At 57.9% G+C, this 11,345-nt stretch carries 11 protein-coding genes and 1 pseudogene; 3 read left to right on the forward strand and 9 right to left on the reverse strand.

Annotation, left to right across the window (positions count from 1 at the left end; translation table 11 throughout):
- The 8 genes from BUB54_RS01995 to BUB54_RS02030 form a co-directional block, all read right to left on the reverse strand.
- Window positions 1-579: a hypothetical protein gene (locus tag BUB54_RS01995; RefSeq protein ID WP_048877841.1), complete on the reverse strand. Its 579-nt coding sequence runs from the start codon at window positions 577-579 to the stop codon at window positions 1-3.
- Window positions 576-1,157, reverse strand: coding sequence for a type II secretion system protein GspM (gspM, locus tag BUB54_RS02000; RefSeq protein ID WP_048877842.1), 582 nt, complete (start codon window positions 1,155-1,157; stop codon window positions 576-578). Before gspM ends, BUB54_RS01995 begins: the two co-directional genes overlap by 4 nt.
- Complete coding sequence (locus BUB54_RS02005) at window positions 1,154-2,134, reverse strand: PilN domain-containing protein (RefSeq protein WP_139284752.1); 981 nt, start codon at window positions 2,132-2,134, stop codon at window positions 1,154-1,156. Before BUB54_RS02005 ends, gspM begins: the two co-directional genes overlap by 4 nt.
- Window positions 2,135-2,232: 98 nt before the next feature.
- On the reverse strand, window positions 2,233-2,799 hold the full coding sequence (locus BUB54_RS02010) for a prepilin-type N-terminal cleavage/methylation domain-containing protein (RefSeq protein WP_048877844.1): 567 nt from the start codon (window positions 2,797-2,799) through the stop codon (window positions 2,233-2,235).
- A complete protein-coding gene (locus BUB54_RS02015) occupies window positions 2,796-3,152 on the reverse strand; it encodes a type II secretion system protein (protein WP_048877845.1) in 357 nt (118 codons plus the stop codon). Before BUB54_RS02015 ends, BUB54_RS02010 begins: the two co-directional genes overlap by 4 nt.
- A complete protein-coding gene (locus tag BUB54_RS02020) occupies window positions 3,142-3,528 on the reverse strand; it encodes a prepilin-type N-terminal cleavage/methylation domain-containing protein (RefSeq protein ID WP_048877846.1) in 387 nt (128 codons plus the stop codon). The genes BUB54_RS02015 and BUB54_RS02020 overlap by 11 nt, the downstream gene beginning before the upstream one ends.
- A complete protein-coding gene (locus tag BUB54_RS02025) occupies window positions 3,512-4,723 on the reverse strand; it encodes a type II secretion system F family protein (protein ID WP_048877847.1) in 1,212 nt (403 codons plus the stop codon). The genes BUB54_RS02020 and BUB54_RS02025 overlap by 17 nt, the downstream gene beginning before the upstream one ends.
- Window positions 4,723-6,339, reverse strand: a complete 1,617-nt coding sequence (locus tag BUB54_RS02030; RefSeq protein WP_244890740.1) for a GspE/PulE family protein — start codon at window positions 6,337-6,339, stop codon at window positions 4,723-4,725. Before BUB54_RS02030 ends, BUB54_RS02025 begins: the two co-directional genes overlap by 1 nt.
- A gap of 285 nt (window positions 6,340-6,624) precedes the next feature.
- Here BUB54_RS02030 and BUB54_RS02035 point away from each other — a divergent pair, with 285 nt between their 5' ends.
- Genes BUB54_RS02035 through BUB54_RS02045 form a run of 3 tightly spaced genes read left to right on the forward strand, consistent with a single transcriptional unit; the run spans window position 6,625 to window position 10,577 of the window.
- The gene (locus BUB54_RS02035; RefSeq protein ID WP_048877848.1) at window positions 6,625-8,397 is read left to right on the forward strand and encodes a phospholipase C; all 1,773 of its coding nucleotides are present in this window, start codon (window positions 6,625-6,627) and stop codon (window positions 8,395-8,397) included.
- Window positions 8,398-8,427: 30 nt separating this feature from the next.
- Window positions 8,428-9,813 (forward strand): cytochrome-c peroxidase, encoded by a 1,386-nt coding sequence (locus BUB54_RS02040; RefSeq protein WP_052948302.1) that lies wholly within the window; start codon window positions 8,428-8,430, stop codon window positions 9,811-9,813.
- 17 nt (window positions 9,814-9,830) lie between these two features.
- Complete coding sequence (locus tag BUB54_RS02045; protein WP_048877849.1) at window positions 9,831-10,577, forward strand: prepilin peptidase; 747 nt, start codon at window positions 9,831-9,833, stop codon at window positions 10,575-10,577.
- A gap of 444 nt (window positions 10,578-11,021) precedes the next feature.
- Here the strand turns inward: BUB54_RS02045 and BUB54_RS02050 are convergent.
- Window positions 11,022-11,345 (reverse strand): annotated as a pseudogene (locus BUB54_RS02050) (IS630 family transposase); the annotation flags it as partial.

Below are 11,345 nucleotides of genomic sequence, written 5' to 3' on the forward strand. Positions count from 1 at the left end.
TCACTCATTGTCGTAAGGGCCGGCGGTGGTAGTGGACTCTTCCGGCTGGCCGGTTTTGGGCGAAACAAGTATGGTTGGCATAGCCGACGCTACGGGGGCCTTCGTGCGTTCAATAAATTGCGGGCGTATCCTGATAGGGCCGTTGGCTGTCAACAGCACGACGCTGTCGGCGTTAATGCTCTTGACCTTGTCGCCGTTCACGGTTCCTCCCATCTCCACCACCAAGGGCTTCTGCCCTACTATGGCGAAAATGGCGCTGGTGATGCCCTGACCGATGATGATGGCGGACAAACGGGGCAGGCCATCGCCGCCCGCGTCATCACTGGCTGTGGGGCGTCGGTTTGGGTTGAACAAGGGCCGGGCCAGAATGGTTTGCGTCCAGCCTGAAATGTTTGCCTCTGCCAACTGGGCGCTTTTTCCTGGCAAGGCCGGACTGATGGAATGAGGGGACGTAGCGTTACCCGGTAACAGCTCAATCAGCAGAAGTAAGGCAAGGCCCCCAGCCAGCACTGGGAGCGGTTTGAGCCGGGTTATCCAGCTGGGCAGTTTTTGGCGGGGATTAGGCAAACGAAGTTTCATGCGCCACCTGCGGCCCGGAAGGCGCTGACGGTGAAGCTGGCCTGCACGGGGGGCGCATTATCTGTGCTTTGCGGTCCAGCATTGCTGAGATTCAAGCCGTCTACGACCATGCGCGGGTTGGATATTTCTATAGCCGCCAGGAGTTTGATCAGTGCGGGCCAGCTCGCCGTCAGGCTAACTTCCAGCCCGATCTTGCGCAGCCCCCCTTGGGCCACAACAGGTGCCAGGGAGGTGCTGTCCAGGCTGGCGCCAGATTTGGTGGCTAGGTCCTGCAATGCGGATTGCAAATTGGCACCGGCAATGGCGTCGCTGCCGCCTTGCAGAAGCAAGGTTGTACTTTCATCCTCGGGCTTTTGAGTGGAGACGGCTCTGCGAAGGGCTGGAATTTCCTGTGCCAGCGCTGCCATGTGCGCGGCCAGGGCGCGTTGCTGGGCCAAATATTCCGCGCGTTGCTGATACCATCCCAGAAGCGGACTGAATACGGCGAGCCAAAGCAACAAAAGTCCAGCCAGGGCGACGCCCAAAGCCAGAATTTGGCCGCGTCGCCCATCAGGTAATGAAAGCGGTGCGAGGGTCATTCTGTGACCTCGGCGCGTATGGAGAACAAATCGGCCCTGCCATCGTTGGTTCTGGTAACGGGGGCTGTAAAGCTGGGGTTTCGCAACTTTGGAACAGCTGAAAGCAGGGCGATCAGCTTTGCGGCGTTGGCGGATTGGCCATCCATTGTGAGGATACCTGATTTCAAGGATAGATCTGCCAACCAAGTGTCGTCCGGCAGGGCCTTGGTGAGTGCGGCTAATATCTGCAAGGCGTCGCCTTGGCGGCGAGCGGCTTCAATGGCTGCGCGCCCCGATGCCGTTGCGGCGAGCTGGGCGCGCAGCTTTTCAGCTATATGAGCGGCTGGAGCGCGGGCTGCGACCAGGGATGCGGCCTCCTGCAATGCGAACTGCTGACGGATAAAGGGCAGCGCCAGACATGTAGCACCCAGCCCAATGCAGGCGGCGGCAAGTATGGCTTGGCGGCGCGGGCGCGAGGTACTTATATTAAGCGGGATCCGTCCATCTTTATGCTCGATCCAGCCTGGGGTAAGCTTTTGCGATGCCAGCCAGGTGAGTGTGGGAGCCAGATTGGCGCGCGGTACGATGGCGAGCCGCAGATGCAATTTGTTTTGTTTTCGATCCTGAAATTGCGAGGATAAACCCCAGAAAAGTTCATCGGCTGAAAAGGGGGTCAGTTGGTCCATCTCGAACTGCAAAATGGTTCGTACATCGCGTGAGGCGGTGAGGGGCAGGGTGATGTCGCGGCTTAGCAGCAGGTTTTGGGGCAGGCGCAGAAAGACCGGCAGGGCAGGCGGTGCCGAGCGGCGTTGCGGGGCTTGCAGACCGCTCAAGTGGTGTTCCTGCCCCTTTTGGCGCAGCAACAGGGCACCGCTGGGGGGCGGACCTGGCTCGTCGATTTTGATAATCAAGGCGTCAGGCGCCTGCGCGGGACCTAATATGTTAGCGGCCAGGGGGCGCATCTGGCTGAGCCACCATGAGAGAAATTCAGCCAGCATCAGCTTCGTGCCCGGCAAGGCCATGACAAATTCATGGCAGGCTGGTTAAGTATTTCTTCAGGACTTGAACAATGAAGCTTTGGCGTCATTTCGTCGCCCTAATTTTTGTGGGCTGCGGGTGCCGCAACCAGGTCCGGCCAAAAACGGTTGGCCAGCGTCAGGTGCAACCGAACAAGCAATGGCAGGTTTGTTCCGGACCAACCATCTTCCCAGACAGGGGCTGAACCGGGCGAAGCATGCAGGTAGCTGAATCGCACCCCTTTCACGTTAGTGGCCAGAATGTCAGTTTCGGGCTCTGGGGCGGGACTAAGCGGTAAGCCTGCCGGATGCGGCGCGTAACGTAAAACCAGCAGACCGCCGGGGGCGAGTTGCAGGGCGACATCCTGCAATCCGCCGACCGGACCCGCGCCCTGCGGCAGGCGGGTAGTGAAGGCCAGGGAAAACGGCCCGCCTTTCATGCTGTCGGGCTGGGCTTGTTCGATCATCCGTCGGAGTGCCATATCCATTGCGGCCAGCGTTTCGGGGACCTGAATGGCACGTTGTCCCGTGGCTAGAGCCGTGAAACCATAACGGAAAGCCTGGGCTATTCCGGCCATGACCAGACCGAACACCACTAGGGCCACCAGCATCTCCAGCAGCGTGAAACCAGCCTCACCGCGTTTCATGCGTTGGGGCCAAGGCGTTTGGTGGAGAGCGTGACGGCGCGGTTGCCGAAACGCTCAGTGACCTGCAGATTGTATAACGTCAGCGTGCCGACGCTGGGACCAGGGGAAATGCGGATTTGCCAGTGAAACCCGCTGCCATCATTGCCGCTAAGATGTTCGGGCTGCAATTTTGTCAGCGGGCCAAGAGCCGCGAGATGCGACTGCGCACGGACCACGGCTTCCTGATAACGGGCGGCGGTGAGGCCCTCGCCCACGCCGGAAAAGCCGGCTTTGTAGAGCACGAGGCAAGCCAGCGCGGCGATGATGAAGGCGACCATCACTTCCAGCAAGGTGAAGCCTGATTCAGCCTGCATGGATACTCACGCGCCCGGTTAGCCAATCGGCGCGGATCTGGCTGCTCATGCCTGGAGCTGAAAGCAGGACGGTGCCGCCGCTGGAACTGCCATCTGGCTCAAAAACCAGTCCGGTTTTGGGTAGCTGGGCCGAGACGCTGAGCCAACTGGGTAAAGTGGGGAGGGCGAAACGCACAGGCTGGCCTGTGGCTATGGCGAGGCCGCGGTCTTGGCGCATGATGGCGGCGACATGCTGTGCCGCGCGGTCAGCCTCCAGCTTGCGGCTGTGGGGCTGGGCGTAATAGGTGATGAGCAGCATGGCGAGGCCCATGACCGCGATGGTGATGAGCATTTCCAGCAGCGTGAAGCCATATGTGGCTTTACTGGGCGGCGTCATTGAGACTGAGCATGGCGAGCAGCAAAGACGAGACGATTCCCGCTACCGTCGCGCCCATGAAGATGGTGATGGCCGGGACCAGCAGAGCCACCAGTCTTTGCAAAGCAAGGCGGGTGCGTTCCTCAAACATATCAGCGGCGCGCAGAGAAAGCGGGCCGAGCTGCGCGGTTTCCTCACCCAGTTTGAGAAGATGAATGAGGCGGCTTGGAAAAATGCCCGTTGCCCCTAGTGCGCGGGACATGCCGTGGCCGCCTTTTGCGCTTTCTGCGGCGGTGCCCAGCGCTTTTTGCGCTGCTTTGTTGCCCAGAACCTCCTGCACGATGGCAAGGGCGGGCAGCAGCGCGACACCATTGATGAGCAACATGCCGAGCGTACGGGAGAGGCGGGCGGCCAAAATTTCCTGCGCGATGGGGCCGGTGAGCGGCAAGCGCAGCATCAGCCTGTCCCAAACCAGTCGGATTTCAGGCCGGGTGAGAGCCTGACGCAGCCCCAGCCCGAGCGCTGCCATGGCCAGCAAGCCGTAGAGGCCATAAGCGGAGACGGCGTTGCCCATTCCTAGAAGAAATGCCGTGGAGGCGGGCAGTGCGAGGCCGTTCTCCGCGAACAAAGGTACGAATTGCGGCAGCACCTGAGTGAGAAGCAGCACAATGGATCCGATAGCGGCGAGCAGCAGAATGGCCGGATAGATCATGGCGGATTGCACGGCGGCGGTGAGGCTGCGTTGGCGCTCCAATAGCCCGGCCAAGCGTTCCAGCGTACCCGCCAGATCTCCCCCGGCTTCGCCCGCGCGGACGAGCCCGATATAGAGGCGCGGGAAACTCTTAGGATCGCGCTGTAAAGCCTTGGCCAGGGGCATGCCGTCCCGTACCGAATCGCGGACTCGACCAAGCACGGCGCCTATGCGTTTATTGGGGGCTTCCTCTGCCATTAGCCGCAGGGCGCGGTCTATATCTTGTCCGGCTGTGAGAAGGCTGGCGAGTTCGCGCGTGGCCTCGGTTAGTTCTCCGCGCCGCAAGGAGGTGCCGCCGAGTTCCAGAGCGAGGAGTCCGCCGCTGCGCCCGACCGGGCTAATGCCAAGCACCATGGCGCCACGCTTTTGCAGTTGTGTTGCGAGGTCGGCGGCGCTGGGGGCGTCTTGACGGCCTCTTTGTACAGTGCCGTCCGGCTCTAGGGCGCGGTAAGTGAAGAGGGGCATTAGTCGTCCGCCCGCACGGCGCGGAGAATCTCTTCAACCGTGGTGTCGCCGCGCGCCACAGCCTCCATGCCCGTGATCAGCATGGTTTTCATCTCTGCCTGAATGGCGGCGCGCTCGATGGCACTTTGATCAGCCTTGGCGAAGAGCAGACGTTCGATTTCGGCATCTGGCGTAAGAAATTCTGCAATGGCCTGACGGCCGCGATAGCCTGTGTTGCGGCAGGCGGGGCATCCATGAGGGCGGAAAATAGTATCCGCTTTGATGTTGTAGCGTGTACGGAATTCTGCTGGCGTTTCCATGGGGGTTTTGCAATCCTCGCACAGCCGCCGGACCAGGCGTTGCGCCAGAATGCCGCGCAACACGGCGGCGATGAGGTAATCCTCCATCCCCATATCGCGCAAGCGGGTGATGGCGGCGGCGGCGGAGTTGGTGTGCAAGGTGGAAAGCACGAGATGACCCGTGAGCGCCGCGCGCGCGGCGATTTCCGCTGTTTCAAGATCGCGGATTTCGCCCACCATGATGATGTTGGGATCAAGCCGGACGATGGACCGTAGCAAGGTTGCGAAATCCAGCCCGATTTGGGGTTTTACCTGGATCTGGTTGATGCCGGGGAGCTGATATTCGATCGGGTCCTCGACCGTGATGATCTTAGTTTCCTCCGCGTTGAGGGAGAGCAGGGCGGTGTAGAGTGTGGTTGTTTTGCCCGAACCTGTGGGGCCAGTGACGAGCAGGATGCCGTTGGGCGCGGCGAGAGCGGTCCGCAGGCGAGTGATCACCTGTTCATCGTGGCCTTGGGCCGCGAAATCGAAAGTTACCGAGGAGCGGTCCAGAATGCGCATCACGACGATCTCGCCATGCAGGCTGGGGGCAGTGGCAATGCGGAACACAACCTCTTGCCCGCGTACGGCGATGCGGATGCGGCCATCCTGCGGCAGGCGGCGTTCGGCGATATCCAGCTTGGCGAGAATCTTGAGGCGCGAGATGATGGCGGGGGCGAGCCGCGCGGGCTGGGTTTCAGCATCCTGCAAGTCGCCGTCATAGCGGTAGCGGATGCGGACACGGTCCTCGAACGGTTCGACGTGAATGTCGGAGGCCATACTTTCCACCGCGCGGCCAATGATCTGGTTGACGAGGCGGATAACTGGTGCTTCGCTGGCCATGTCCTTGAGCCGCTCAGTGTCGTCTTCTACTGTTATGTCAGCGTCTTGGGGGGAGTTATCCCGTTCTTCCTCCGGGTAGAGACGGGTGAGGGCCGCTTCTAGTTCGATCGGAGTGGCGACTTCCCGGTTGATTCTGGCACCACAAGCAAGTCCAATGGCGCAGGCAGCAAATTCATCCTGCGGATTGGCCATTGCCAATGAAAGGGTTGTGGCACCGTCAGGTGAGGTTTCTAGCGCCACTGGCAGGCAGCGCGCGGCGCGGAGAAAGCGCGAGCGCAAACGCTCCGGCAATAAGGGCGAATCAGGATAACGCTCCGGACCGGCCAGAGGCAGATTAAGGACGCGGCTCCAGCTTTCTGCCAAGACGCGCTCAGATACAAGTCCGAGTTGAACGAGTGCTTGCGCCGGGCTTATTCGAGCTTCCCGAGCAACGGCGCGAGCCCGTTCGAGAGCCATCGAATCACAGGCGCCTTCGGCGGCAAGAAAGTTAAGTATAGATTCGGTGGAAGAGGCGGAATGGCTGGCGGGAACGTCCATGCCCGCTTCTTTCAGGTGCGTCCCGGCGAACTGCAAGTGACAGTATCGTGTCAGCTCTTGCTAAAGCTCGCTCATGTTACGGTCTTTTGCATAAAGTTGTAGAACGTTAAGAAATCACAATTGCGTCACACGCAAACGCCGCTCAATCGATTACGAGGCGTCGCGTTTTTTAAACGCTCCAAAAGAATCAAACAGGTGAAAGTCATGAATTTACGCCGATCCCTTATGTGCGCGTCGTTCTGCGTATCATCAGTATTTTCTGCTATTGCCCCAGCCGTTGCCGCAACCGATGTGAACGGTGCGAAGGCGCCGCGGAATATTGAGCGGGCTGCTGAATATACTGATCACTTGCATACAGCGACGCCAATTAAACATGTCGTCGTGATCTATCAGGAGAATGTCTCCTTTGATCATTATTTCGCTACCTATCCGCATGCCACGAATCCGGCTGGGGAGCCTGCCTTTAATCCTCGTCCGCGCCCAATCAGCATTGGCGGTAACATTAAAGAAAATGCGGTTAATAACTTATCTAACAACAATCTGCTGACCAATAACCCGAACAAGACCAACACAGCCAACGGCACGAACGCAGCTGACCCGTTCCGTCTTGATCGTACCCAAGCCGCCACGGCTGACCAAAACCATGGCTATCAGGCCGAGCAGCAGGCGTTTGACGGCGGCAAGATGGATCTGTTCCCCGAATATACGGGTGCGGGCACTTCCGGCGGCGTTGGCGCGTTTGGCACCAAGGGCCAGGTTATGGGCTATTTTGATGGCAATATCGTTACCGCCCTTTGGCACTATGCGCAGTATTACGCGATGAGCGATAATGCGTATACCGATACCTATGGCCCCTCCACCCCTGGGGCTCTGGAAGCGGTTTCCGGCCAGACCAATGGTGTGGTGCCGGTGCTTGGCTCGTCCACTGGTGAAGTGTCCGACGGCCAGGGCGGCTACACGCTGGATGGTGACGTGGATCCTGCTTATGATGTGTGTTCCAGCACCACCAGAACCGTGAAGATGACCGGCGATAATATCGGCGATCTGCTGAATGCCTCCAAGATTACCTGGGGCGGCTTCATGGGCGGGTTCAATCTGGACCAGACTAACGCCAATGGTACCACCGGGTGTGGGCGCTCCACCGTATCCACCACGGTGAACCAGACGGTTACGGATTACATTCCGCACCATAACTGGTTCCAGTATTACGCTTCTACAGCCAACTATACCCATGCCCGTCCGGCGCGGGCCGGTGATATCGGCTTCTCCTTCCAGCCGAACGGGGCTGCTGACCCGGCGAACCATGAATACGGCCTGCGGGATTTTGAAACCGCTCTGCGTATGAACATGATTCCGGCTGTATCTTACATCAAGATGCCCGCTTATCAGGATGAACATGCGGGCTATTCCGATCCGCTCGACGCACAGACCGGCATCGTGGAGCTGGTTAATAAAATCATGAAGTCGCCTGAGTGGAAGTCGACTGCCATCATCATCTCTTACGATGACTCCGACGGTTGGTATGACCATGCCTTCGTAACACCGACCACTTCCTCCTACGGATCGCTGGATGAGCTGAACGGCGCCAATGTTTGCGGTTCCGGTACTGAGCCGAACGGTCTGTCTGGCAAGCCCGTGCATGGCCGTTGTGGCCCTGGCACGCGCATTCCGTTCCTGGTGATTTCGCCTTATGCCCGTCAGGATTTTGTGTCTCATACGCTGATCTCCCAGGCGTCCATCGTGAAATTCATCGAGGATAACTGGCTGCATGGCGAGCGTCTTGGCGGCGGTTCCTTCGATGCCGACGCTGGATCGATTATGGATATGTTTAATTTCTCGTCTCACCGTCCGTCTGAGGATCGTCTAATCCTGAGTGCCAGCACGGGTGAGATTGTTGGTCAGGCTTGGGGGCATCATGGCGATGACAACCATCACGGCCACGATCACCATCACGACCACGATGACTTCCAGTTCTAAAATCTAAGCCCAAGGTTATACACAGCCGCCATGCGTATCTTTACAAGTCTCGTTCTCGTTTTGACGCTTGGCGTCTGTGCTGCGGGGGTGTGGGTTCTGCGAGGCCCCATTCCCGTGTCGTACTGGCTTTCCAACCCTGCGGCGAGCTTTCAGCTTGCCCAGGGCGAAAACCCCAATCCCATTCAGCTTGTTCGCCCTGTTCCGCCAACACAGCTTTCAGCCATGGCGGAACTAGGGGAAAAGGTTTTTTACGACCCAAGCCTGTCTGGTTCCGGAAAGCTTTCATGTTCGTCTTGTCACGATCCGGCGAAACATTATGGTCCGCCGACCGCCAGCCCGGTTGCTTATGGCGGCCCAGATCTGAAAAGCCCTGGCGTGCGGGCCGTGCCATCTCTGGCGTATCTGAATTTTCAGCGTAATTTTTATATCGGCCCCGAGCCGCCGGGTGATTTCGATGTAATGCCCACATTACCGCAGGTGGCAAAAGCTGCAATACACTCTACCCGGATTGCCAAAACCGCGCATGATACAGCGCAGAGTGTCTCTAATTTTGTGCCTGCGGGTGGTTTGTTCTGGGATGGCCGTGCCAATACCTTGCAACAGCAGGCGATGGGGCCGCTCACTAGCCCGTTTGAAATGGATGGCGGCACGATTCAAGCCGTTGCCGCCAAGCTGCAGGCCGCGCCTTATGCGGATATGTTCAAGAAACTTTTCGGAAATGGCATTTTTAGTGACCCTCAGCTTACGGTATCGGAAGCCATGTTCGCGGTAGCGCGTTATCAGATTGAGAATCAAGACTTTCATCCGTTCACGAGCAAGTATGACTATTGGCTGGAAGGCAAAGCCAGGATGACGTGGGCGGAGATGCGCGGCTATATGCTGTTCAATAATCCTAAGAAGGGAGATTGCGGAGCCTGCCATCTGGACCAGCCGACGCCTGATCACCGGCCGCCATTATTTACGGATACGCAGTATGAGGCCCTGGGCGTGCCGCGGAATCCGCATATTCCGGCCAACAAGAACCCGAATTATTACGACATGGGCCTATGCGGACCGTACCGCACAGATTTGAAGAATCAGACGCAATATTGCGGGATGTTCCTAACGCCGACGCTACGGAATGTGGCCACGCGCGATGTATTCTTCCATAACGGATATTATCATAACCTTCATGATGTCGTGGAGTTTTACAATCTTCGTGATGTGGAGCCGGGTAAGATTTACCCGACCGGGCCGAATGGCAAGGTGGAGAAATTTAATGATCTGCCACACAAATATTGGGGAAATATCGACCATACCGACCCACCTTTGAACAGGAAGCTGGGGGAAAAGCCTGCGCTGACGAGCCAGGAAGTTAATGATATCGTAGCGTTTCTGAAAACTCTCACCGATGGCTATAAGCAGAAAGGCGGATGAGATAGAGGCGCCATGACATGATAGCGCCGCCCGGCTGGATAATACTGCCGATATCGCTTGTTATCGGCAGTTTTCTTGGGGTTGTGATCAACCGTTTGCCTGTGGGAAAAACGCTGGTAATTTCGCGGTCACGATGCGAAAGCTGTGGACATGCGCTGAGCGCCCGTGAGTTGATCCCGCTACTGAGCTTTGTTTTTCAACGCGGCCGATGCTTTCATTGTACAGCGTGGATCGGCTGGTTTCATCCCGCTATCGAGTTGGCTTCGCTTCTTGTGGCGCTGATGGTGTTCTGGGTTATGCCGGAGGGGTGGGGGATATGGGTTTATGCCGCGCTTGGCTGGGCATTGCTGGCCGCCGCCTGGATTGACGCCCGGCATTACTGGCTGCCTGATGTGATAACGCTGCCCTTATTGCTTGCAGGGTTGGTGGTTACGTGGCTCAATGCGCCTTGGGCAATATATGATCACGCGTTGGCGGTGGGCATTGGCTATGCCGCATTTAGGTTGCTGGATTTGCTTTATCTGCGGCTGCGCGGCCGCCATGGGCTGGGGCAAGGTGATGCAAAGCTGCTGGCCGCCGCTGGCGCATGGGTGGGGCTGTCGGCATTGCCAGGTATTTTGCTTATGGCCGGGCTTTTAGGGATAGCGGTTGCCCTGCCAGTTGCGCTGTGGCGCGGGCAGGGGCGACAGACCATGATTCCATTTGGTCCGGCATTGGCGGTTGGCTTTTTTGGAGCGGTGCTGCTGGCGAATTTAAGCCACTAAGTCGCGTGGAAAATCGGAGAAATTTGTACGCCTTAAGATTCCTCCTTAAAGTTTAGTAAAGGCAGACGTTATAACTTTTCCGTTCCGATGACCGTCACCAAGCAAGCGAATATCTTTTACATCTAGAATTTAGTTCGTGAAAAGCTCGCATAATGTAGGGCCCTAGGGCGTAAATCATCCTTATGTACCGTATTGGCTGGTCCAATGGTGCCGTCGGGGCAAGCGGTGCAAAAGCGCAGTATAGCGCCAGCGCAGCAAAAGGGGGGCACATCGCTGGCGGATGCGCGTCAAGGAGGATGGGTCGGGTAGCATGCCATAACCAACCAGCAGATCTGGCCGTCAATCGACGGATTTGGGTTATCTCCCTCTGTATTCTTCGTGAGAGGGCTTCCCCCGGGCTATTGCATTGCCAAATCGTTCAAGCACGAAGCTCATGCCTCCCTTCTAGTGTCCTGATTCGGAATTTGTCTTCATTTTGGGCATTTTTGTGAGGGACCGCAGGCAGAAGCGTTGAATTGAGGCGAGGATATCGTCGGCGCTCTTGGTCCATCTGAACGGCTTTGGATTGGCATTGTTGGTATCGATATAGGCTGTGATGGCGCGCTCGAGTTCTGCGACGGAGCGGAACACGCCGCGTCTGATGGCTCGATCTGTCAACAAAGCGAAGAAACGTTCGACCTGATTGATCCAAGACGCTGAGGTGGGTGTGTAGTGAACATGCCAGCGTGGCCGCTTGACGAACCAGTTGCGGATCAGCTTTGTTTTGTG

The organism is Acidocella aminolytica 101 = DSM 11237, assembly GCF_900129125.1.
GTDB classification, from domain to species: Bacteria; Pseudomonadota; Alphaproteobacteria; order Acetobacterales; family Acetobacteraceae; genus Acidocella; species Acidocella aminolytica.

Coding starts and splice junctions, on each gene's coding strand:
- BUB54_RS01995 (WP_048877841.1), bottom strand. CDS start 579: ATGAAACTTCGTTTGCCTAATCCCCGCCAAAAACTGCCCAGCTGGATA.
- BUB54_RS02010 (WP_048877844.1), bottom strand. CDS start 2,799: ATGAAACGCGGTGAGGCTGGTTTCACGCTGCTGGAGATGCTGGTGGCC.
- BUB54_RS02040 (WP_052948302.1), top strand. CDS start 8,428: ATGCGTATCTTTACAAGTCTCGTTCTCGTTTTGACGCTTGGCGTCTGT.
- BUB54_RS02035 (WP_048877848.1), top strand. CDS start 6,625: ATGAATTTACGCCGATCCCTTATGTGCGCGTCGTTCTGCGTATCATCA.
- BUB54_RS02020 (WP_048877846.1), bottom strand. CDS start 3,528: ATGACGCCGCCCAGTAAAGCCACATATGGCTTCACGCTGCTGGAAATG.
- BUB54_RS02015 (WP_048877845.1), bottom strand. CDS start 3,152: ATGCAGGCTGAATCAGGCTTCACCTTGCTGGAAGTGATGGTCGCCTTC.
- BUB54_RS02030 (WP_244890740.1), bottom strand. CDS start 6,339: ATGGCTCTCGAACGGGCTCGCGCCGTTGCTCGGGAAGCTCGAATAAGC.
- BUB54_RS02045 (WP_048877849.1), top strand. CDS start 9,831: ATGATAGCGCCGCCCGGCTGGATAATACTGCCGATATCGCTTGTTATC.
- BUB54_RS02005 (WP_139284752.1), bottom strand. CDS start 2,134: ATGCTGGCTGAATTTCTCTCATGGTGGCTCAGCCAGATGCGCCCCCTG.
- gspM (WP_048877842.1), bottom strand. CDS start 1,157: ATGACCCTCGCACCGCTTTCATTACCTGATGGGCGACGCGGCCAAATT.
- BUB54_RS02025 (WP_048877847.1), bottom strand. CDS start 4,723: ATGCCCCTCTTCACTTACCGCGCCCTAGAGCCGGACGGCACTGTACAA.